17 protein-coding genes and 1 riboswitch are annotated in these 22,451 nt (G+C 46.5%); of the genes, 12 read left to right on the forward strand and 5 right to left on the reverse strand.

Annotated elements, in window-relative coordinates; genetic code table 11:
* The first annotated feature begins 249 nt into the window (after positions 1 to 249).
* Positions 250 to 2,358, forward strand: coding sequence for a polyphosphate kinase 1 (ppk1, locus tag ACU1JV_RS17720; protein ID WP_058712384.1), 2,109 nt, complete (start codon positions 250 to 252; stop codon positions 2,356 to 2,358).
* Here the strand turns inward: ppk1 and ACU1JV_RS17725 are convergent.
* Positions 2,318 to 3,853: a Ppx/GppA phosphatase family protein gene (locus tag ACU1JV_RS17725; RefSeq protein WP_413986947.1), complete on the reverse strand. Its 1,536-nt coding sequence runs from the start codon at positions 3,851 to 3,853 to the stop codon at positions 2,318 to 2,320. The two genes, ppk1 and ACU1JV_RS17725, sit on opposite strands and share 41 nt — an antisense overlap.
* 220 nt (positions 3,854 to 4,073) lie before the next feature.
* On the opposite strand from ACU1JV_RS17725, the gene ACU1JV_RS17730 reads away from it, so the two are divergent.
* Complete coding sequence (locus tag ACU1JV_RS17730; RefSeq protein ID WP_013372891.1) at positions 4,074 to 4,730, forward strand: YheC/YheD family protein; 657 nt, start codon at positions 4,074 to 4,076, stop codon at positions 4,728 to 4,730.
* A gap of 282 nt (positions 4,731 to 5,012) precedes the next feature.
* The gene (gene sda / locus ACU1JV_RS17735) at positions 5,013 to 5,156 is read left to right on the forward strand and encodes a sporulation histidine kinase inhibitor Sda (RefSeq protein ID WP_007431918.1); all 144 of its coding nucleotides are present in this window, start codon (positions 5,013 to 5,015) and stop codon (positions 5,154 to 5,156) included.
* A 159-nt stretch (positions 5,157 to 5,315) separates the two neighbouring features.
* On the opposite strand, the gene ACU1JV_RS17740 is transcribed toward sda, so the two are convergent.
* On the reverse strand, positions 5,316 to 6,320 hold the full coding sequence (locus ACU1JV_RS17740) for an NAD(P)/FAD-dependent oxidoreductase (RefSeq protein ID WP_413986946.1): 1,005 nt from the start codon (positions 6,318 to 6,320) through the stop codon (positions 5,316 to 5,318).
* 236 nt (positions 6,321 to 6,556) lie between these two features.
* Between ACU1JV_RS17740 and ACU1JV_RS17745 the strand changes: the two genes are divergently transcribed.
* Complete coding sequence (locus tag ACU1JV_RS17745; protein WP_025674111.1) at positions 6,557 to 7,747, forward strand: NAD(P)/FAD-dependent oxidoreductase; 1,191 nt, start codon at positions 6,557 to 6,559, stop codon at positions 7,745 to 7,747.
* 119 nt (positions 7,748 to 7,866) lie between these two features.
* On the opposite strand, the gene hemQ is transcribed toward ACU1JV_RS17745, so the two are convergent.
* Positions 7,867 to 8,646, reverse strand: coding sequence for a hydrogen peroxide-dependent heme synthase (gene hemQ, locus ACU1JV_RS17750; RefSeq protein ID WP_013372883.1), 780 nt, complete (start codon positions 8,644 to 8,646; stop codon positions 7,867 to 7,869).
* Positions 8,647 to 8,990: 344 nt separating this feature from the next.
* On the opposite strand from hemQ, the gene ACU1JV_RS17755 reads away from it, so the two are divergent.
* The 4 genes from ACU1JV_RS17755 to uvrC all read left to right on the forward strand — a co-directional run bounded on the left by ACU1JV_RS17755 (position 8,991) and on the right by uvrC (position 14,235).
* Positions 8,991 to 10,508, forward strand: coding sequence for a DnaD domain protein (locus ACU1JV_RS17755; RefSeq protein WP_013372881.1), 1,518 nt, complete (start codon positions 8,991 to 8,993; stop codon positions 10,506 to 10,508).
* 98 nt (positions 10,509 to 10,606) lie between these two features.
* Positions 10,607 to 11,554, forward strand: coding sequence for a primosomal protein DnaI (gene dnaI / locus ACU1JV_RS17760; RefSeq protein WP_413986945.1), 948 nt, complete (start codon positions 10,607 to 10,609; stop codon positions 11,552 to 11,554).
* A gap of 125 nt (positions 11,555 to 11,679) precedes the next feature.
* Entirely contained in the window at positions 11,680 to 11,997 is a 318-nt protein-coding gene (gene trxA / locus ACU1JV_RS17765) for a thioredoxin (protein ID WP_010347861.1), read from the forward strand.
* A 159-nt stretch (positions 11,998 to 12,156) separates the two neighbouring features.
* A complete protein-coding gene (gene uvrC, locus ACU1JV_RS17770) occupies positions 12,157 to 14,235 on the forward strand; it encodes an excinuclease ABC subunit UvrC (RefSeq protein WP_413986944.1) in 2,079 nt (692 codons plus the stop codon).
* On the opposite strand, the gene ACU1JV_RS17775 is transcribed toward uvrC, so the two are convergent.
* Positions 14,204 to 15,934, reverse strand: a complete 1,731-nt coding sequence (locus tag ACU1JV_RS17775; protein ID WP_413986943.1) for a CPBP family intramembrane glutamic endopeptidase — start codon at positions 15,932 to 15,934, stop codon at positions 14,204 to 14,206. The two genes, uvrC and ACU1JV_RS17775, sit on opposite strands and share 32 nt — an antisense overlap.
* A gap of 261 nt (positions 15,935 to 16,195) precedes the next feature.
* A riboswitch (cyclic di-AMP (ydaO/yuaA leader) is annotated at positions 16,196 to 16,348 on the forward strand.
* Positions 16,349 to 16,757: 409 nt separating this feature from the next.
* Here ACU1JV_RS17775 and ACU1JV_RS17780 point away from each other — a divergent pair.
* A complete protein-coding gene (locus ACU1JV_RS17780; RefSeq protein WP_137079188.1) occupies positions 16,758 to 18,098 on the forward strand; it encodes a TrkH family potassium uptake protein in 1,341 nt (446 codons plus the stop codon).
* A gap of 18 nt (positions 18,099 to 18,116) precedes the next feature.
* Positions 18,117 to 18,794, forward strand: coding sequence for a potassium channel family protein (locus tag ACU1JV_RS17785; RefSeq protein WP_013372875.1), 678 nt, complete (start codon positions 18,117 to 18,119; stop codon positions 18,792 to 18,794).
* 5 nt (positions 18,795 to 18,799) lie between these two features.
* Here the strand turns inward: ACU1JV_RS17785 and ACU1JV_RS17790 are convergent, their stop codons facing one another.
* Positions 18,800 to 19,705 carry a LysR family transcriptional regulator gene (locus ACU1JV_RS17790; RefSeq protein WP_016820037.1) on the reverse strand — a complete coding sequence of 302 codons (906 nt, stop codon included), beginning with the start codon at positions 19,703 to 19,705 and terminating at the stop codon, positions 18,800 to 18,802.
* A gap of 226 nt (positions 19,706 to 19,931) precedes the next feature.
* Here ACU1JV_RS17790 and ACU1JV_RS17795 point away from each other — a divergent pair, with 226 nt between their 5' ends.
* Positions 19,932 to 20,606 (forward strand): succinate dehydrogenase cytochrome b558 subunit, encoded by a 675-nt coding sequence (locus ACU1JV_RS17795; protein ID WP_413986942.1) that lies wholly within the window; start codon positions 19,932 to 19,934, stop codon positions 20,604 to 20,606.
* Positions 20,607 to 20,699: 93 nt separating this feature from the next.
* Positions 20,700 to 22,445, forward strand: coding sequence for a succinate dehydrogenase flavoprotein subunit (sdhA, locus tag ACU1JV_RS17800; protein ID WP_413986941.1), 1,746 nt, complete (start codon positions 20,700 to 20,702; stop codon positions 22,443 to 22,445).
* Positions 22,446 to 22,451: the final 6 nt, after the last annotated feature.

Below are 22,451 nucleotides of genomic sequence, written 5' to 3' on the forward strand. Positions count from 1 at the left end.
GTGGCTACTAAGTGGCTATTAGACATCATAATGAACTTAAACAACTGAAAAAGGTATTCTACTCTATGAAACAGACGTAAACACTGTACCGCTTAATGCTATTTTTGTAAAGCATCCGTTTGACCTTTTCGACATCCATTATGTGTTTACACACATTTTACATTGCGTTTACACTTCTGTGATGCTAGTGCGTTTCATCTAATAGTACAATAAAGGGTAACTATACTGCATGAAATTGATGGAGGCCATATGTTGATAGAGAGTCAGAAGAAGGATAAAGCCGGGTCAGAACGTTACTTTAACCGAGATTTAAGCTGGATTGAATTTAATCGCCGTGTGCTCCAGGAGGCTCAAGATGCAGATACACCGTTGCTGGAGAGAGCCAAATTCTTAGCAATTGTGTCCAGTAATTTGGATGAGTTTATGGCTGTTCGTGTTGCAGAGACGCGCGAGAAGATCAAGGCTGGTTTTATGCAAAAGGATTTTACGGGATATACCCCCTCCGGTTTGTACAAGCGGCTGATCAAGCGTACCGTCTCGATGGTATCCGAGCAATATCGAACCTATCGTGATATTTCTCGCCTATTGACGAAAAAAGGTCTTTTGCTACTTGAATATAATGACTTAAATACGACACAGCGCAAGTCGCTGGATGCATATTTTCATGAAATTATATTTCCGGTGCTCACACCGATGGCGGTCGATCAGAGCCGTCCTTTTCCACTAGTTCACAATAAATACGTATATTTAGCAGTTGTCTTGAAACGTCCGGGAGATACGGAGGAGGATAAGCCGCTTTTTGCCATTGTGCAGGTGCCTTCCAATATTCCGCGTGTTGTTTCGGTGCCGTTACGTTCCAATAGCAAGAAGAAATCATTTATTTTAATTGAGGAACTGATTAAGCATCATATACAAACGCTGTTCTCCGGATATATACCCGAGGCGGTTCATGCCTTTCGGGTTACGCGTAACTCTGATTTGTCCATTAATGAAGAAGAGATCGAAGATTTGCTCGAAGAGATTGAAAAAGAGCTGCGTCGAAGACGGCGGGGAGCACCGGTCAGACTGGAAGTAGAGAAAGGGATTAACCCGTTTGCTCTGATGGAGCTTCAACGCGAATTCAAGCTGTTCGATCATGTATTTGAGATCGACGGGCCGTTAGATCTGACGTTTTTATCGTCTTTTGCCGATCATTTGGAGGGGTATTCGCATCTGAAGTTTCCGGCAATCAAACCATTGTATCCGGAAGAACTGCCTCCGCAAGAGGATATCTTTAACGTACTTCGCAAACGGGACGTGCTCGTGTACCATCCGTATGAATCATTCGATGCGGTAACTGATTTTATCATTGAGGCATCAGAGGACCCGGATGTAATGGCCATTAAGATGACCCTGTATCGTGTCAATGGAGAATCGAAGCTCATTCCGGCTCTGGCACGTGCAGCCGAATCGGGTAAGCAGGTGACGGTAGTGGTCGAGCTGAAGGCACGTTTTGACGAAGAACGTAATATTGCTTGGGCGCGTACGCTTGAAAAAGCTGGCTGTCATGTAGTCTACGGGTTGGTCGGCTTGAAGACGCACGCCAAAATTATTCTAATAGTACGCCATGAACGTAATGTGCTCAAACGATACGTGCATGTGGGAACTGGCAACTACAATGAAAGCACAGCTCGTGTATATACGGATATCGGGTTATTCACTGCGGATCCGGTGCTGGGTGAGGATGCCTCTGAGCTGTTTAATGAAATCACGGGTTTCTCGGCGCTCAAGACTCCGCAAGCTTTCACCGTAGCCCCGACGGGAATGAAAAATAAGCTGTTTGAGCTGATCCGCAGGGAAGCGGAGCACGCACTTGCAGGCAAGCCAGCGCGTATTATTGCCAAAATTAATTCTTTATCCAATCAGGAAATGATTGATGAACTATATGCGGCTTCTCAAGCAGGTGTAAAGATTGATTTAATCATTCGAGGGGTCTGCTGTTTACGCCCTGGCGTGGAGGGCTTTAGCGAGAACATTCGGGTTATCAGCATTGTCGACCGTTTCTTGGAGCATTCCAGACTGTTCTACTTTGAAAATGCAGGTCATTCGGAGCTATTCTTGTCCAGCGCCGATTGGATGACTCGCAATCTGACTCGCCGGATTGAGCTGATGTGCCCGATTTATGACGACCGAATCAAAGAAATGCTGGTGGATATTTTACGTTTATCCTTGAAAGATAATGTGAAGGCGCGCCAGCTTTTACCTAATGGTAGCTATCAATTTGTAGCAAGAAACAACGAAGAGGCCCCCATTAGGAGCCAATTCGAAGCGATGAAGGTTAAAAACTGGAAGAAGGAAGAATGGACCACGACAACGTAAGATTCCAGGCCTTTTGAAAATCTTTTGCGACAGCCACCAGCTCTCGTTGTTCCAGAATCGGTTCACTCCTGCTTTCCAGACGAATATGCAGCGCATCGTCTCCTGTTGTGGGATGGATGCTGGTGATGATGCCGGATTCGCTACGATCCATGCCGATTGCTAGCTGGAGCAGCGAGCCGAGCCGATGTACACGTTCTTCGTCGGAAGGCTCCAAAATATCTGCATGTGTACGCAGCAAGCGGGGGGTCCGGTTTTTGGGATGGTAATCAGCGATCAGCGCGGCTAGCACCGTTTCCCGGTGAGATAAACCGCCAATGCCTGCGTGCAAGATCCAGAACACGGAATGCTGGCGGAAATGATAGTAATTCAAGGCTGCGCCTGTTTTGTAAAGAGTTGCTGCAGTTAGTAACAAGCGTTTGTCCATAGCGATTGAGGTTCCCTCAGCTAAAGTGTCATAGAGCCGGACGGCGTACTCGTTAACCCGCTTGACATGCGCTTCGCTAACCGGGACAGCAAACGACAGGATATTGCGAATCGACGTGATGAGCGGGTTAGCCGCCACAGGTTGCTCAGCGTTGACTAGCTCATGAAACAGGCCGTCTCGCAGACCCGCTCCACTGACCAAATACGCGGAGCCTTGAGCAGCTTCAAAGATCGTTTTCAATATAATGAGCCCCGGTACGATAATGTCGGCTCTGTCTTTGGACAGGCCGGCTGTTTTTTTGCGTTTTTCATAGGGCAGATGAGGCAGACTACTATAGAAATAATCGACATCTTCTATTGTCATTTCGTAATGGTGTGTCACAGGAAGCGAGTAATCCCGACGTTTCTGATTGATTTTAGCCAAAGTACGGAGAGTTCCACCCAACCCGATAAACGGCAGACCCGGATTGGAGAAGATCCAATCATGGTTTTGCAGTGAAGAACGGACAAAGCTCTCCATTTCCTCAATCTGTCCAGAAGACCATTCGCCATTCTTGACCTCACGTCCAAAGCGCCAATTCATATTGACTGCGCCAAAGGGAAATGAAACTGTATGCAGTCGTGTCCGATCACGGAACAGCGTAATTTCGGTACTGCCGCCCCCGATGTCAATAATAATTCCGTCACTCACATTCATTGTATTCACTACGCCCAGAAAACCGGCATAGCCCTCTTGCTCCCCGCTCAGTATTTCCAATGTTAGATCTGTCTCTTCCGCAATCCATTGAACGATTTCGTCCGAATTCGCCGCATTGCGGATGGCCGCTGTTGCTGCTGCACGCATTCGGACAACCCCGTGCATACGGCACACTTCCATAAATTGGCGTAACAATGGAGCGATGCTGCGTATTGCTTCTCGTTCCATACGACCGTTGGCCCCAACCTTTTCGCTCAGCCGAGCAGCTTCTTTGCATTCCTGCACAATTCGATAAGCTCCTGTCTCTGTCATTTCATAGATCACGAGACGTATAGAGTTTGAGCCAATGTCCATGATGCCAATTTTGCTATTCATGAGTTGACCTCCTTGTTGAAAGAAACCATTTGCCAGCAAATTCAACTGCTCCGTTCTAAATGGTATTCAGATTATTGTCATTGTACCAGTGTTGTCCGGTGCATGCTACCGTTCACCATGATCTTGTCGAAATAGACACATGATCCTGACAAACATCCAAGAATAGCACACCCCTATTGAGTATGTATAAGTATACCTGACGGCGAAAGGAGAGAATTAGATGAGACAACTTGCAAGCAAATGGCTAAAGACGAAGGCCCTCCTCCATCATCCACATACCGCCGTTTATATACCGGAAACCTGTCTATATAGTGAAGAACAATTGCGCATGATGCTGCGGCGGCATGCTTTTGTATTTATAAAACCCGTAAAAGGAGGCGGAGGGGGCGGAGTCATGCGCGTGGCAAAGGAGGGGAGGGGCTATACCTGTACGCGTATGGAACAAACACATCGGTTCAGCCATTTTAGTGCGCTTGTAGTCGGAATCGATAAGCTCCGAATCCAACGTCCGTATCTCATTCAGCAAGGTATTCAACTAGCAAGTATCCAAGGTAGACCTGTTGACTATAGAGTCAAAGTCGTAAAGGAAGGGGGGAAATGGGAGTTTCGTGCAGTGGTGGCGCGTCATGCTCGTCCCGGACTGGTCATAACGAATCTGTGCAAAGGAGGAACTTTGTTGAAGGGAACAGAGGCACTTCGGATGATATATCCGCGACGGCTAGCTATACGAAAGCGGCGGGAGATCGTTGAACTTACACAGCACTGTATTCCTATACTCGAAAGGAGATTTCCCGGGATCGGACAACTGGGATTTGATTACGGGCTTGATTGGAATGGACGGATATGGATTTTAGAGGTAAACACAAGACCTCAATAAATTCATGTTTTTTTCAAAAAGTTTCCATTATAATCTATTAACAAGATGCCAAATATAATATATTTGTATAAACATAAAAAAAATTTTTTTTGCGTTTAATCGCCAAAATTCTGTGTATAAATATTGTCCACATTATCCCCTGTCACATATAAGGGTTAACGACACTTACCAACAATTTATACACAGGATTTCCACAATTGACTGTGGATAACAGAACGCTTGTTCCGTTTTTGGTATTTTGATAGAATAGATTTTGAAATAAAAGGAAAGGTTGTGTCGAGGATGGCTATGCTGACGGATGAAATGCTTTTGGATTCCTATCAGATGGCAATCGAGCTTAAACTTGAATGTGACTTCATTGCACTGTTGCTGGCTGAAATTCACAAAAGAAATCTAGAGATGAATACAGCCGTAGTCCTTCATTAGACCGGACAAGCTCTCGTACTGCGACTGTAAAGTCATTCAGGGTTCGGATGACTTTACGGACAATCACTGCAACGAATAGGCACACCGTAAAAAAGGGTATTTCACTCCAGAGATTCAAACCTGGAGTAAAATACCTTTTTTTGTCATAGTCTAAATTAACTACATTTTCATGTTACTGCTGTGACCGGGAGACAACTTGGCGTCTGGATCTACATAGACCTTGGCGTTGTTGACTGCCGTAGGGGCTTCACCAAAGCCAACCGCGATCAGCTTGAGCTTGCCTGGATAGGTGGTGATGTCTCCTGCAGCGAAAATGCCAGGAATATTCGTCTCCTGACGAGAATCGACCACGATGGAGTTACTTTCGATTTCAATTCCCCATTCAGCAATCGGGCCAAGTGTGGATACAAATCCAAAGTTAACAATGACATCGTCCACTTCGATTTCCTGAGTTTCTTTGGTTTTTACATGAGCAAGAGTGACCTTCGTAATCGTATCTTCCCCATGCAATTCTGCAATTTCCGTTGGTGTAATAACGTTTACTTTGGAAGCGAGGAGGTTTTCGACACTGTGTTCATGCGCGCGGAATTTGTCACGGCGGTGAATCAATGTAACCTGTTCTGCAATCGGTTCCAGCATAAGGGCCCAGTCTACAGCAGAGTCACCGCCGCCACTGATTAGCACCTTACGGCCTGCAAATTTGCTCAGGTCGCTGACAAAGTAATGCAGGTTCGTTTTTTCAAAACGATCGGCACCTGGAAGCTCCAGTCTGCGCGGCTCGAAAGCACCCACGCCAGCGGTAATGATAACCGCTTTACCATGATACTCGCCACCTTTGTCTGTTTTGACGATGAAGTGGCGTTCTTCTTTCTTCTCTAACGATAAAACTTTCTCTTCTAGCTGCACCTCTGGATTAAAATGGTTCATTTGTTGAACCAAATTGTTGACCAGTTCCTGTGCAGTCACTTTAGGAAAGCCAGCAACGTCATAAATATATTTTTCAGGATAAAGGGCTGCAAGCTGGCCGCCCAGTTGGGGCATACTTTCAATTAAGGTGACGGATGCCTGACGCATTCCTCCGTAAAAAGCGGCGAAAATACCGGCTGGACCGCCTCCGATTATGATCAGATCGCGGATCTCCGCACCTGTGGATTGAGCTGTCACTCTAAAAACACCTCCGAAAGGGATAGTATGAATTGTAGATATTGAATCAGCCGCATAGAGGTTCAGATAGCCGCCGAACGTATGATTCACTGCTTATCATTATAAACTGCTGGGTTCCTCTTGCAAAGTTAAAGCGATTAATATTTGATGAAGACTTTCCTATGAGTATAAATTAACCGTGTTGAGAGAAAAGCTGTGAATATTGAATGATTATGTATATCGGAAGGGGTAGAAGCATGAGCAGTATTCCCAAAATTGTCATTGTGGGCGCTGGATATGGCGGAATATTGACGGCTCAGCAATTGCAAAAGGAGCTCAAGCACAATGAGGCAACTGTCACGCTAATCAACCGTCATGATTACCACTATATTACGACTCATCTTCACATGCCTGCGGCAGGCACGGATACGATTGAGCATTCGAGGATTCCGATTGCGCAGCTCATCGATGAGTTCAAGGTGGATTTAGTCAAAGGAACAGTTAAGGAAATCATACCAACGGAGAAAAAAATCGTGCTGGAGGATGGCTCGCTATCCTACGATTATTTGGTTATCGGACTAGGTGGGGAGCCGGAAACATTCGGTATTCCAGGGATGGATCAATTCGCGCTGACGATTCGCAGTATTAACTCTGTGCGCCTGATTCGAGAGCATATTGAATATCAGTTGGCCCTATATAAAAATGATGGTAAACCAGGTCGCCTAAATTTCGTCGTAGGGGGCGCTGGTTTTAGTGGCATTGAGTTTGTAGCGGAGTTGGCGGATCGTCTGCCACAGCTGGCTAAAGCTTACGACATCGATTTTAATCGAATTCAAATCATTAACGTTGAGGCAGCTCCTACAGCATTACCAGGGTTTGATCCTGAACTGGTGGAGTATGCGATGGATGTCCTCAAACGTAAAGGGGTTAACTTCCGTATTGGAGTTCCGATTAAGGAATGCCTGCAGGATGGTGTAATCGTTGGTGAGGGTGAAAAGATTGAAGCCTGTACGGTCGTCTGGACGGGTGGGATACGGGGCAACAGTTTGATCGAGAAAGCCGGATTTGAAGTGATGCGTGGAAGGGTGAAAATCGACGATTTTCTGCGTGCACCGGGTCACGATGATATTTTCATTATCGGGGACAGTTCTCTGATGTTTAATCCAGAAGGACGCCCTTATCCACCGACTGCCCAAATTGCAATGCAGCAAGGAGTGCTTTGTGGCAAGAATCTGGCCGCTACGCTCCGCAACAAGGAGCTGCACAAGTTCGTATTCTCCAATAAGGGTACAGTTGCATCTCTTGGAAAGGGCGAAGCCGTCGCCGTAGTAGGTAAACGCAAAATCAAAGGCTGGGTGGCCGCACAGTTGAAAAAGATCGTAGATCTACGCTATCTGTTCATCATTGGCGGCATTCCACTGGTATTGAAAAAAGGGCGATTTTTCTAATCTCAGCCAAGTAGTCAAGATGCACCTAAAAACAATAAGAACAGAAAAAGGTTTCCACGACTCCTACCAGAGCCTGGAAACCTTTTTTCTATTGCTTTTCTTTTCTATTATTAGAGTTCCTACAGCTTCAGCATGTCTTCAAATGTTTCTTCGTTCAACACGCTGCCGACATAGAAGGAACCAAATTCGCCGTAACGGGCACTTACTTCATCAAAACGCATTTCATAAATTAGCTTCTTGAATTGAAGTGCGTCGTCGGAGAACAGGGTTACGCCCCATTCCCAATCATCGAAGCCGATGGAACCTGAGATGATTTGCTTTACTTTGCCAGCATAGCTGCGTCCAATTAAACCGTGGCTGCGCATCAAGGTGCGACGCTCGTCCATCGAAAGCATGTACCAGTTGTCATCCAGATCACGTTTCTTGTTCATTGGATAGAAACAAATATAACGAGCCTTGTTTAATACAGGTTTCAGGCGTGCGACAATTTGTGGATTTTGCATTGGATCTTCTTCCTTGCTCAAATAATTACTTAGTTCGACCACACTTACATAAGAATAAGTTTTGGTCGTATATTTGGCGAAGGTTGTTTTGTTGAACTCATTTTCCAATTTATTGAGGTCTTCCAGCGTTTCACGCAGGTGCAGCATAACAAAATCAGCCTTTTGTCCGACTATAGTATAGACAGCCGAGCTGCCCAGGCCTGCTTCCTCGGTAACGCTCCATTCCTTCATAAACTCTTGAAGCTCGTCCAGTGCTCCCGCGCGCTCTTCATCGTCTGCGGTTTTCCATGCCGTCCAGTTAATGGACCGGAAATCGTGAAGCGCATACCAGCCTTCCAGTGTGGAGGTTACTTCGTTGGGTGTTGCTGGGGTTTGTTGAGGTTGATGTTGATTCACGATCTACACTCCTTTACGATCTGTAAATGTAATCGGCTTAGCCGAAATATGTGTACTTCCGTATATCGTTCCTGTATCCAATACGTGATGTTTAACCATTATATTGTAGCTCAATTTGGAGCTTTTCACCAATGAAAGAAGTGTGAAGAATATTATTTTTCCATGATGCAGGTCACAAAAGTCATAAAATAGTTAGTATTCTCGAAAAAAGAAGAACTCGGACGAATACGGCTGCCAAAAAGGAGGACAATTGCCCTTATTTTGTTGGTCCCACCCGAGGGCAAGTATGATAGAATAGTAAAACATCTTGGAGAACGTTATGTCAGGAAAGGAAGAATGTCGGAATGCGGATGAAAAACCTGCTGCACTATACTGAGAACCACCGCTACTGCGTTTATCGGGAATTTGGCTTGAGCGCACTGGATGAATTGATGCTGGGAAGTGTCTATCAGCCGATGGTAGGCGCATTTGCGGTCAGTCTATATCGACTGTTGTTCCAGCATGTGCCAGTCGGACAGATCGGTTATTCGCCGTTGGAACAGCAACGTCGACTTTTTCTGACACTGGGACTGGAGCCAAGTGAGAAGGGACGCAAGTATTTGATTGAACAGACCTCCAAGCTGGAGGCTGTCGGTCTGTTGCAGACGTCCAGGCTGTATGCGCCTGAAACGGACGATTATATGTATGAATATGAGATGCAGCCACCGCTCGCACCTGCTGAATTTTTCAGAACGCAGCACCTCACCCTTTTGTTGAGAGACAAAATCGGTAAGTTTGCAGTGCTTTCTCTGAGAGAATCGTTGTGGAGCAGGGAATCTAGCGAATGGTCGCAATCTTCCCATAATAAAGAGAATATTTCGGTTCCGTTTTATGAGCTGTTTGAGCTGAACACCCATGTTATCGATTATGAGCTGGAACAGGCTCTGTCCGAGGTGTCCACGAGCCGTCAGACTGGAGCATTAGCGTCCGAATCGGAGGAAGCATTGAACTATGCCGATATTATTCTTCGTTTTCCGCGTGAATCCGCCAATCGCAAGCACGTGGAGCGTCTTCGATTTGAACACGAGCAATTAGGTATGGTCAATTACGTGGTACGTAAATTTGATCTCTCTGTACAGGATATTAGCCGCTTGCTGGATGAGGACGGCATTTTTACCGAAGCAGGTGACTTATTGCTCGACGAGCTTCAGCTTCGGGCTAGCCAGCACTCCAGGCAGGAACGGAAGCGTCAGGAGGAACAGCAGGTGCAGGCCGCCAAGGTGGTTGCCTTGCGCCAGAGGGAAACTTCCACACCTGAAGAGCCGCCTGCAGAGCAGGCTGTGGAAATGGAGTTTTATGTAGAGGTACCACCACAATTCACAGCCAAGTGTGACATTCACCAATATAATATGATGCTGCGCAACGAGCCTTATCGCCGTTTGCTGCAAACTTTTTTCCCTGGCACGGTTCCCGGTAACCTGCTGGATATATTCGAGAAGATAGATATCAGCTATAAGCTGCCTGGTGAAGTCATCAATGTGCTGATCCATTATTTAATGTCACTGCTCGTATCGGGGAGCGATCAACGGATTAACCGCAACTTTGTCGAGGCTGTTGCCTCCAACATGCTGCTAAAGCAGGTAAACACTTACGAAAAAGCCGTTCAATATATAAGGGATCAAGCCAAGGTAAAAGGAAAACAGTCTACTGCTTCTTCTTCCGGAGGCAGATCCCGCACGTATGCCAAAAACAATGGGCCTGCCAAGCCGTCTATTCCGATCGTACAAGATCAACCTTCCGAGGAATCCGTATCCGAGGAAGAACTGGATGAACTGCTTCGCCTGGCCGAACGATTGCAATCCGGTAAACAGAAAAAGGTGTAGTGGAAGCCAATTCAATAATGTGTCGACTTTATGGCGGTCGGCAGCGGAGCGTCTCTCCCGCTCCATAACTCTGCACATTTTAGAAAGGAGGAGTGTCCTTGGAATCACTCGGTGATTTGCTACAGCAGATGCAGAACCCTTCGTTTCGCCAACGCACTCGCAGCGTAGCCGATCAGGTTCTAAATGATCCGCTGGTGAAGGAATTTTGTGCTGTCCATCCTGATGTGGACGAAACGCAATTGCGACTTAATATGAGTATGCTCTTTCAGTATACCCGGGATCGTCGAAATTGCGACAACTGTCCGGGACTGGAACGGTGTCCTAACGATTTTCAGGGTCACTTTTGCAAGCTGGGCGTGGAGTACCCAAATGGAACAGCGGAAATGGTGGACATTCGGACCCCGTGCGCCAAGCTGGTTGCTTCTCAGCATGAACAACGGGTGCGCGAGCGAATTAAAAGCTTTTATGTAGATGAGCGCGCGCTGTTGGAAGGCTATAATGCCGTTGAAATTGCGCGCAAGGATTTGCAACGCGTGCCTGCAGTAAATCAGGTATTCCGCTATATTGAGGAAACCAAAAGGCAGGGTTTATTAAAAAAAGGGCTGTACCTGGAAGGTACGTTTGGTACGGGAAAAACCTTTTTGATGGGCTATCTGTTGCACGAATTGGCTCTGTCGGGTTTCAACGGTGTGATTGTGTACATGCCTGATTTTGTGGAGGACTTAAAATCCATGATTCAGGATGGACAGAAGCTCAAGGAAACGACTGAAATGCTTAAAAATTGTGATCTACTTGTATTTGACGATATTGGTGCTGAAAATTTGAGTCCATGGGTACGGGACCATGTAATGGGCTCTATTTTGAATTACCGAATGAACCGCAAACCGACCTTTTATACTTCCAATTACTCGCTGCAAGGGCTAGAGAAGCATCTTAGCTTTACAAGCAAAGACGGAGAGGAAATGTACAAGGGACAACGCTTGATGGACCGGATTCGTCCTTTTGTAGATGTCATTACCGTCAAGGGGAAAAATCAGCGAGGATAAGCGGTCATCTGCCTACTCTTTTGATATCTTACAATTAAAAGACTATTGTGATATAATTAAAAGGTGTCGAAACAGACATTACAGGTTATAATAATGTTGACTTTTCTATAAAGGAGGAACATACAATGGCAATTGTTAACGTGTCCGATCAATCCTTCAACGCAGAAGTCGAAGGCACAGGAACCGTTTTGGTTGATTTTTGGGCGCCATGGTGCGGTCCTTGCAAAATGATCGCTCCAATTCTGGAGGATCTGTCCACAGAAGTTGGCGATAGTGTCAAAATCGCGAAGGTGAACGTGGATGAAAATCCAGAGTCTGCTTCCCGTTTCGGCGTGATGAGTATTCCTACCCTGATCGTCTTCAAAGACGGACAGCCTGTTGATAAAGTGGTAGGCTTGAACTCTAAAGAAGCATTGAAAAGCATGCTTACTAAACACCAATAATCATGGAATGTGACCCATGCTCCTGCGGGGGCTTGGTGGAGCGCCATGAACAGTCAATGCCTCCGGTTATATATACCGGGGGCGTTTTTGTGCATTATTCCTATATAATATAAGTAGTTAGTTGAGCAGTCATTAAGAATGGAAGGAGGAACCGGGCGAATGAAATCCTATGCGGAGGACTTGCAGAACCAGGAGAAGGCGCTGGAGAATATACGGCACAAATTAGCATTGCTGCCGGATGCATCAGGCTGTTACCTGATGAAGAACAGCGAAGGCACCATCATTTATGTCGGCAAGGCCAAAGTGTTGAAAAACCGGGTCCGTTCCTATTTTACAGGTAGCCATAACGGCAAGACGCAACGACTGGTTGCCGATATTCGTGATTTTGAATATATCGTTACAGGCAGCAATATGGAGGCGCTCATTCTGGAGTGCAACCTTATTAAAAAGCACCAGCCGCGTTATAACGTGCTGTTGAAGGATGATAAAACCTTTCCGTACTTGAAAATTACGAACGAGGCACACCCCAAGCTGGAGGTAACCCGTCGCGTTCTGAAAGATAAAGCGAAATATTTTGGACCGTACCCTAATTCCTACGCGGCACATCAGACGAAAAAGCTGCTGGATCGTATGTATCCGCTGCGCAAGTGCGGTGTGATGCCAAAAGAAGTGTGTCTGTATTATCACATGCATCAGTGCTTGGGACCTTGTGTGAAAGAGGTTGAGAAGGAAACATATGACCAGATCAGTCAGGAGATTGGTTCCTTTTTGAGTGGAGGACATGAGGAAATTAAAAAGGATCTCCAACGTAAAATGCAGGAGGCCGCAGAGGAATTGTACTTTGAGCGTGCCAAGGAGCTGCGGGATCAGATTATTAGCATCGACGCGATGATGGAAAAGCAGAAAATCACCACATCTGATGCGAAGGACCGGGATGTATTCGGCTTTTCGGTAGATAAGGGCTGGATGTGTGTACAGATTCTATATGTCCGTAAGGGTAAAATGATCGAGCGCCATATGTCGACTTTCCCTTTCTACGGTGAAGCTTACAGTGATTTTATGTCCTATGTGACGCAATATTACAGTGACAACCCGGCAGTGCCGCAGGAGATATTGTTGCCGGATTCTCCTAAGCTGATGAAAGCAAAATCGACTGATGTTGATCAACCGATTGCAACAGAAACTGAGCTTTACAGTGCAACTACAGCTGAGACTACCGGGATTACAGATGAGGAAGCAGTACAAACGGAGTCAGACCGTTCTGCTGACCCACTGCGGGTAGCCGAAGCACGAGCAGCTTATGCAGAAGGAACGAATCAAGCTCAAGTTGGTGACCAAGAAACCGGGGAAACAGAAACTCAACTATCCGGTGGACTGGAGGACCCATCTGCGGCAGCTCTCGCTCTGGCTGAATGGTTGGATGTAAAAGTACTTGTGCCACAGCGTGGGCTGAAAAAGCAAATGACGGGTATGGCGACGGAAAATGCACGTGTTGCTCTGGATGAGAAGTTTAAGCTGATCGAGCGGGATGAGGAACGGACATCCAAAGCTGCAAGTAATCTGGGACGTGCCATTGGGCTGGATAGTCTGCATCGGGTAGAGGCGTTCGATAATTCCAACATTCAGGGTTCTGATCCAGTCTCGGCCATGATCGTCTTTATTGATGGCAAGCCTGCCAAGAAGGAGTATCGAAAATACAAGATCCGTTCTGTGCAGGGACCAGATGATTATGAGACGATGCGTGAGGTTATTCGGCGTCGATATGAACGTGTGCTGAAGGAAAATCTTGAACGTCCCGACTTGATCATTGTCGATGGTGGGCGTGGACAAATTAAAGCGGCAACCGATGTATTGGAAAATGAGTTGGGTTTGTTTATACCTGTGTGTGGTTTGGTGAAGGATGCCAAACACAGAACTTCCCAACTACTGATGGGAGAAACATTTGAGGCCGTGACACTTGCACGCAATAGCGAGGAATTTTATCTGCTGCAACGGATCCAGGACGAGGTTCACCGTTTTGCCATTACGTTCCACCGCGAGCAGCGCGGCAAATCTATGGTAACTTCCCAGTTGGACTCCATTCCAGGCATCGGCGAGAAACGGCGTAAGTTGCTGCTTAAGCATTTTGGATCGCTCAAAAAAATAAGAGAGGCCAGCGTCGAAGACTTCCGGCCTCTCTCTATTGGGGATAAGCTTGCTCGTCAGATTATAGCTGCCCTTCGGGAGGAGGAGTCGTAGAATACGGCTCCTCTTTTTTCATGGGTTCAAACATGATTCGATTAGGTTTTTTGGGACTAAACCAGTAAATGATGTAGCCTACAATAGCCGGAAGTAAGATCCAGAATAGGCCGGCGCTCACATTCACGGTGTCTCCCAGACTTATCACACTAAGCCCCATTAATATGCTATCAAAAATAACGTGGCTGAACATAGCAGCGATAAAGCCGTAACGCAAGAACACGAAACTAAACAGCAAACCAAGAAAAGTCAGCTCAATAGGTCTGGAAATCACCGGATAGATCGGATAAAGCGTATGTCCCAGTGCCCAAATAAGCGTAGTGATCAGACAAGCAACAAACGTATTCTTGACTATTTTTTTTACCATCGGAATACCAAATAGACGGTAAACAGTTTCTTCTCCAATACCTGCCATCCAAGCCATAATCGGCAATAGCCATGGATAAGCCATATTGTAAGGGGACTGCGTGGCGTCTGTAGTGGAGAACGTATTAAATGTGCGCTCCAATACAAAGAACAAAATGGATTGTACGCCCAGTAAAATGAAGGCCCACAAGTAACCGACATACATACTGCGAAGCACATACAATCCGTAGCCCGGCTCTTTAGCACGTGGCCATGCATTTAGTCCAACCTGACGCATAAGCCCGTCACCGCCTACCAAGGAGAAATAGATAGCTACAGCCATGAAGAAGGTAACACCAACCTGGAATACCATAAGAAATATAAGCATGCCCTTACTGCCTGCTTCAGCTTGCAATAAAGGTAGCATGTTCATTGTCCCAGCTATACTAGCAATAAAGTATACAATGGACAGAATAATACCGCGCACAAATGAAGTATGTCGTCGGGTGAGTGACGCATACACAATGGCAAGTACGCCTAGGACAAAGCTAAATAGGGCATAACCCGCATAAGTCATCCAATTCGCCCAGTATGTTTGCTTTTTAACATAGTCGGTATAGGACGAAGGGGCCGAAAAGCTTTGGGTAAACGAGCGAACATCCCCGTCTTCAAAAGTAAAAGCCAGCGTAAGTACCGAGGCGCCGATTTTCTTTCCGTCCACGGTATATTTTAATCCACCTTCCCCCTCAGTGGTCGCGAGCTTCAATTCAGATGGCTTAAAGCCAAAGCGTTTGATCCATATTGCTGCAGCCTGTTCCTTGGCTTCGAGCGTCATGTCACCCTCAGCTACACGTACAAGTCTGCTTCGTGCTTGTTCATCTGTAGAAACATCAGCCTGTGTGTAATTGGTGCTGGAGGTGATCCGTTTAAAGCTAACGACCTTCCCAGTGGATAAATCCACATGGATTTGCAGCTTGCCCTTCGCTGAGGAGTCAGGCAAATCAACCCGAAAGGTTTCATAAGGATAATTTTTTTTCCATGTACGATCGTACTCTTGAACCAATTTTTCTCTGGATAAATAACCGTACAAATCTGTTTCAGCCTGATAGGTTACGACGGGCTTCTCTGGCTGTGATTCCGTATAGCCCAGCTCGGAACGGGCAAAGTCCAGGGCGTGTATGACCGCTTCTTGTTTGCTGATGACCTTTGCATTCATCAATGATTCCGGACTTGGATTGCTAATTGAGGGAATAAGCAATTGAAAGATAAAAAAGCAAATCAGGCCAACCCCGCCCAGCAAGCCTAATTTTTTGAAGTTGGCCGTGAGCACGACCGGTTTCCCGATAGGATTCATGAGTTTCCTCCTTAATCTGTAAATAAGAACATCCATTAAAGATATCATACTGCACAGGTTCCCGCCAACAGACCAGCGATATTCATGAAAACAGAGTGAAAGCACTTTAAAGTTTTAATAAAATTAGATAAGCTGTGATTAACCGATGTCTATTCGCGAATTAAAGCCAATTTCACGTTTTTTCGGCGAAATCGGTTTTGTGATCTGGATAGAGAAGGATTATAATCTTGAGGCAATGCCTATGAAATATATGGGTAATGATATACATTTAAGCCGAATTTCTATGAGAAAACGGGGGAACCATGTTACTGGGGTGAATTTTACAGCCGATCCTGATGGACCGGAAGTGTAAATAGGGCATACTGTGCTGTCCGAATCCGTCAGCTAACCTCGTAGGCTGTGGACAGGAACCAAGTCAGGCACTCGGTTTTCCGGTGTCTTTTTTTGTGTGTATAAAAGTGTTTGGATTGGTTAGACCGCTGCGGGTTCAGATTATTCCTTCGATTGCTGTTACCCCCGGATTTTTTTTGATTGTATAAACCCTTTAATGGTTAAAATCCGGAGATAAAGGCAAACGCTTCGCTTCTTCAGAACAATTCTGCCCCCTTCGCTGCTGCTCGCCAATAGCACAGGGAGCCGAGTAGTGTTTGACATGCATTCTTCCTGTATTCAGGGAATGCTAATTATAGCTACTTAAGGTTTGGAAAATCAAAAAAATCAGGGGCAACGACGATCGGAAGATAAATGGAACGCGTAGCGGGCTTACACCGTATTAAGTCACTGTTTTTATAGTTTTAAGGATTAGGAGAGAAGTGATGAATAGATGAATCCCAATGCACGCTGGCTTCGGCTTTCTCCACCGCAGATATTCGTTGCAGGCTTTGCCATTATCATTCTAATAGGTAGTTTATTGTTAATGCTGCCCGTCTCTAATACAACTGGAAAACCACTTGCGTTTATAGACGCTTTGTTTACTGCCGCGTCCGCGACCTGTGTAACCGGACTTGTCGTTAAGGATACAGGGCTCTTTTTTACAACCTTTGGTCAAATCGTTATCGTTGCGCTGATCCAGATCGGTGGTCTTGGCTTTATGACCATGGCTACCTTGATTGCGCTGGTGTTCAAACGTCGCATTTCCTTGCGGGAGCGCCTTATTTTGCAAGAAGCGATGAATCAGACCTCTGTCGAAGGAATTGTTGGATTGATTCGCAAGGTGCTATGGTACTCGCTGATGATTGAGGGCGTATGTGCAGCTATTTTTTCGATTCGCTGGTCATTTGATATGCCTGTCGGCAGGGCGATTTATTTTGGAATTTGGCATGCCATTTCCATGTTTAATAATGCTGGTTTTGATTTATTCGGTGAATTTCGCAGCCTGACAGGTTATGTATATGATCCGATTGTTAATTTTACAGCCATGTTTCTCATTATTTCGGGTGGTATTGGTTTTGTAGTGATGTCAGACCTGGCAGATTATCGTAAGCGTAAGAGACTATCCTTGCATACCAAGGTGGTACTCAGCATGACAGCTGCTCTGATTGTCGTCGGGACGCTCGTCATTTTTGTATTTGAGTTTACGAATCCAAAGACGCTTGGCTCGCTTGATTGGGGTGGTAAACTGCTGGGTTCTTTATTCCAGTCCGTTACTCCACGTACCGCAGGTGCCAACACGCTGGACATTGCAGGCTTGCGGCAGGCTACGCAGTTTTTTATCATCATACTCATGTTTATTGGAGCTTCGCCTGGCTCCACTGGGGGCGGGATTAAGACCACTACATTTGCCCTGCTCATTGGAGCGGTGTTTTCGATGCTGCGGGGACGGGAAGATATTGTGCTGTTCAGGTACCGACTTGCGCAGGCACGAATTTATAAGGCTTTGACCATTACCTTGCTGGGGCTGCTGTTCGTGATTGGGGTGACGATGATTCTGTCGGCAACCGAAGATCATCATTTTCTAATGATCTTGTTCGAGACAGTGTCTGCATTTGGTACAGTAGGGCTGTCTATGGGGCTTACACCTGATTTGTCAGTTGTAGGCAAGCTGGTGATTACTCTGACGATGTTTGCAGGCAGGCTGGGTCCACTCACGCTAGCTTATGCACTGGGACCGAAAAAGGGTAAGGAATTGTATCGTCATCCAGAAGGTAAAATAATTATAGGGTAAGGGAGTTTTCGAGTAGATATGAAAACGCAGCAGTTTGTAGTCATTGGCCTGGGACGGTTTGGCTCAAGCCTGGCTTTGCAATTGGTGGATATGGGGTGCGAGGTGCTGGGCATTGATCGGAATGAGGATGTTGTAGACAGTATGAGTGAGATCCTGACACATACTGTCGTGGCGGACGCTACAGATGAGGATGCGTTGCGGTCACTGGGCATCCGTAATTTCGATTGCGGCATTGTTGCAATTGGTGATGATATTCAGGTAAGCATCCTGACCGCCATTTTGCTGAAGGAGCTGGGTGTGAGAAAAGTCGTAGCCAAAGCTATATCTGTACTGCATGGGCGTGCGTTAGAGAAGCTTGGGGTGGACCGAGTCATTTATCCGGAACGAGATATGGGTATTCGGGTAGCGCATCAGCTGGTCACGCCTAATCTGCTCGATTATTTGGAGCTGTCCAAGGAATACAGCATTGTGGAACTCAATGTGCCTGCATGTCTGAATGGCAAAACGTTAGCAGAATTAAATGCTCGTACCCGCTTTGGTTGCAGCATCGTGGCACTTCATACGGCGAATGGTATCTTGATCGCGCCGACAGCTATGGATCGGCTGAAAGCAGACGATATTATGGTCATTATCGGCTCCAATGACAATATCGGCCGCTTTGAGGATGAGGTCGTTAATGTCAATGAAGAGGGTTAAATTCTCTACACCATACGGTAGCCTGCAAACGATGCACGTGTCTCGCTAATCCAGCGTCGTGCTGTCGGGCCGAGATCGGCCGTTTCTGAGTATATGAGGGAGGTCGTTCGGCGTGTCTCCTTCAAATCAGGCAAGTACAATGCAGTAAGTCCATTATCTCGCAGCAGTTCGCTGCGCAAGTAGGATTTGGGCAGCAAAGCGGATGCCTTGCAGGTTGGAAGCAGGCGTACAATCGCCTCGAAGGAGTCGATTTCCATGCGGATATCCGGCATAATGCCGCTGCGCTGGAACAAGTCATCCGTCAGGCTGCGGTACCAGGTTCCTTTGGAGAAAATGATCATCGGCAATCCTTGCAGGTCCTTCATTGAAGCCGTTCCTGTCTTGACAGTTAATTCATGCCCGATGGGGACGACTAGCTCCAAATGATCGTCAAATAACGGAATGCAGCGTAATCCAGCTTCATGAATGGCAGACCCGACAACGCCGGCGTCTGCTTTTTTGTCGCGTACAAAGGCGACGATTTCATGCGTTTTGCCGGTGAGCAGCTTTAGCTCAGTCTGAGGATGCTTGCTCATGAAAGCCTCGACGAGGGTAGGCAACGTCGTTTGGAGTGTCGTAAGACTTGCGCCCAGAGTAAGCATGCTCTGGGCTTCATTTTTGTGCTGTGACAGCTTTTGTAAGAAGCGAAGCTGACGTTGCCGTTGCTCCAGCGCGAAAGTATATACAAATCGGCCAGTCGATGTAATTTCGAGCCGTTTGCCCCGACGATCAAAGAGATGGACACCCAGCTCTTCCTCCAGCTTGGCAATTTTGCGAGACAGGGCGGGTTGGGACAAATTCAGCAGTTTGGAGGCTTTATTCAAGCTGGACTGCTCGACAATGACGGCAAAAGCGTTCAAATCCTCAAACAAATCTTCCACTTCCTCTCTATATGCAAAAAAGACATAATAATTAATACGTATATTGCAATTCCATTATAAGCCGAAAAGGAGTAACATGAAAGCGACACAAGATGTTCACACTTTTGTTTTTCCTTATAAGGGACACCTTGTTGAACATTCCCTGTCGGGAACTGTCATTTTATATGTTATATTACTATTGAAAACGCTATTATTGGGAGAAGGGAGCATGACCTAGATGAGAGGATTTTATTCCAGAAAGCTGCATTCACTTCTTGGCGTCATTCCGTTGGCTCTATTTTTTGTTGAGCATTTGGTGACGAACTTCACAGCGGTGGAGGGCGGTAAGGAAGGTTTTAATCGCAGCGTGGCCTTCCTGAATGGTTTGCCGCTGGTTATTGTGTTAGAAACGTTATTCATCTACTTGCCATTATTATTCCACGGGATCTATGGCTTGTATATCGCTTATCAGGCTGATCCGAATGTTAAAAGGTTTGGCTATTCGCGTAACTGGCGCTTTTTGTTCCAGCGTATTTCCGGCGTCATTACGTTTGTATTTATTATCTGGCACGTATACGACACACGCTTTCAGGTGGCCCTGGGTAATGTCACTCATGAGGAGCTAGGCGGCGTAATGCATGGTATAGTGACGAACCCGGTCTATTTTATTTTGTATTTAATCAGTGTCGTTTCGGCATCATTTCACTTTGCTAATGGACTGTGGGCATTTATGGTCAGTTGGGGGATTACCGTGGGACCACGTGCCCAAAAAATATCTTCCTATATCTGTATGACCCTGTTCGTAGTGGTGTCGATCGGCTTCGTTGCTTCCCTGCTTGCATTTCGCAGCGCGGAATTCCAGGAAACGGCAACAGCCTTGGTGCAATGCAGCGCCTTTAAACAGCTACTGTAAACGAGTTATTTAAATTATACATCGTGTTGAGATTCTATTCTGATTTGTAAAAGGGGATTTAGTACAAATCCTGAAAAGAAGGAGTGAGCAGAAATGGCAGCATCCAACATTATTGTCGTGGGCGGCGGTCTGGCAGGTCTAATGGCTACGATCAAGGCGGCAGAAGCGGGAGTCCACGTTCATCTATTTTCTTTGGTTCCGGTCAAAAGATCCCACTCCGTTTGTGCGCAGGGCGGCATTAACGGTGCGGTAAATACCAAAGGTGAGGGAGACTCACCCTGGATTCACTTTGACGATTCAGTCTATGGCGGTGACTTTCTGGCAAACCAGCCGCCGGTAAAAGCGATGTGCGAAGCGGCTCCGGGAATCATCCATCTCATGGATCGTATGGGGGTTATGTTCAATCGGACACCAGAAGGACTGCTGGATTTCCGCCGTTTTGGCGGTACCCAGCATCATCGCACAGCCTTTGCTGGTGCGACGACAGGACAGCAGCTCCTGTATGCTCTCGATGAGCAGGTACGACGCTGGGAATCTGCTGGTTTGGTGACCAAGTACGAAAACTGGGAGTTTTTACAGGCTATACTGGATGATGAAGGCATCTGTCGAGGGATTTGTGGGCAAGATTTGCGTACGATGGAAGTGAAGACTTTTGCAGCGGATGCCGTTATTCTGGCATCTGGTGGTCCCGGGATTATTTTCGGTAAAACCACAAATTCCGTCATTAATACCGGTACGGCTGCCGGTGCAGTGTATCAGCAAGGCGTTCGCTATGCGAACGGTGAATTTATACAGATTCATCCAACGGCTATACCCGGTGACGACAAGCTGCGTCTCATGTCCGAGTCGGCACGGGGAGAGGGCGGTCGCATTTGGACGTATAAAGACGGAAAGCCATGGTATTTCCTTGAAGAAAAATATCCGGCTTATGGAAATCTAGTCCCTCGCGACATTGCGACACGTGAAATATTCAGCGTATGCGTTGATGATGGACTGGGTATTAACGGCGAGAACATGGTCTATCTGGATCTGTCTCACAAGGACCCGAAAGAGCTGGATGTAAAGCTGGGCGGCATTATTGAGATTTATGAAAAATTTGTCGGCGACGATCCGCGTAAAATCCCAATGAAAATATTCCCGGCTGTTCACTATTCAATGGGCGGCATGTGGGTCGATTACAACCAAATGACAAATATACCGGGTCTGTTCGCAGCTGGTGAATGTGAATTCCAGTATCACGGAGCGAACCGCTTGGGTGCAAACTCACTGCTGTCGGCCATTTATGGCGGGATGGTGGCTGGACCAAAGGCTGTGGAATATATCAAGGGCTTGAAAAAGTCTGCACAGGATGTAGCTTCTTCGGTATTTGATGCCGCAGTCAATCAGCAGACGGAGAAGTATGAGCGTATTTTGCATATGGACGGAAAAGAAAATGCCTATGTTCTTCACAAAGAGCTGGGTGAGTGGATGACGAACAATATGACCGTGGTTCGTTATAATGACAAGCTGGAAGCTACGATTCACAAGATCAAGGAGCTGAAGGAACGTTACTCGAACATTAACATTAATGACGCTTCGCGCTGGAATAATGCGGGTGCGGCGTTTACACGGCAGTTGTGGAATATGATGGAACTGGCTGAAGCGATGACCAAAGGGGCGTTACTGCGCAACGAAAGCCGGGGGGCTCATTACAAGCCGGACTTCCCGGATCGCAACGATGAAGATTATCTGAAAACGACGATTGCAGATTGGACACCGGAAGGACCACAAATTTCGTATGAAGAGGTCGACGTTTCACTGATCAAGCCGCGTGTTCGAGATTATTCCAAGAGCAAATAACAGAAG

Source organism: Paenibacillus sp. T2-29 (genome assembly GCF_052921365.1).

Excerpts from the sequence above, each read along its gene's own strand:
- ppk1 (WP_058712384.1), top strand. The coding sequence starts at position 250 with ATGTTGATAGAGAGTCAGAAGAAGGATAAAGCCGGGTCAGAACGTTAC.
- ACU1JV_RS17725 (WP_413986947.1), bottom strand. The coding sequence starts at position 3,853 with ATGAATAGCAAAATTGGCATCATGGACATTGGCTCAAACTCTATACGT.
- ACU1JV_RS17730 (WP_013372891.1), top strand. The coding sequence starts at position 4,074 with ATGAGACAACTTGCAAGCAAATGGCTAAAGACGAAGGCCCTCCTCCAT.
- sda (WP_007431918.1), top strand. The coding sequence starts at position 5,013 with ATGGCTATGCTGACGGATGAAATGCTTTTGGATTCCTATCAGATGGCA.
- ACU1JV_RS17745 (WP_025674111.1), top strand. The coding sequence starts at position 6,557 with ATGAGCAGTATTCCCAAAATTGTCATTGTGGGCGCTGGATATGGCGGA.
- ACU1JV_RS17755 (WP_013372881.1), top strand. The coding sequence starts at position 8,991 with ATGCGGATGAAAAACCTGCTGCACTATACTGAGAACCACCGCTACTGC.
- trxA (WP_010347861.1), top strand. The coding sequence starts at position 11,680 with ATGGCAATTGTTAACGTGTCCGATCAATCCTTCAACGCAGAAGTCGAA.
- uvrC (WP_413986944.1), top strand. The coding sequence starts at position 12,157 with ATGAAATCCTATGCGGAGGACTTGCAGAACCAGGAGAAGGCGCTGGAG.
- ACU1JV_RS17775 (WP_413986943.1), bottom strand. The coding sequence starts at position 15,934 with ATGAATCCTATCGGGAAACCGGTCGTGCTCACGGCCAACTTCAAAAAA.
- ACU1JV_RS17780 (WP_137079188.1), top strand. The coding sequence starts at position 16,758 with ATGAATCCCAATGCACGCTGGCTTCGGCTTTCTCCACCGCAGATATTC.
- ACU1JV_RS17785 (WP_013372875.1), top strand. The coding sequence starts at position 18,117 with ATGAAAACGCAGCAGTTTGTAGTCATTGGCCTGGGACGGTTTGGCTCA.
- ACU1JV_RS17795 (WP_413986942.1), top strand. The coding sequence starts at position 19,932 with ATGAGAGGATTTTATTCCAGAAAGCTGCATTCACTTCTTGGCGTCATT.
- sdhA (WP_413986941.1), top strand. The coding sequence starts at position 20,700 with ATGGCAGCATCCAACATTATTGTCGTGGGCGGCGGTCTGGCAGGTCTA.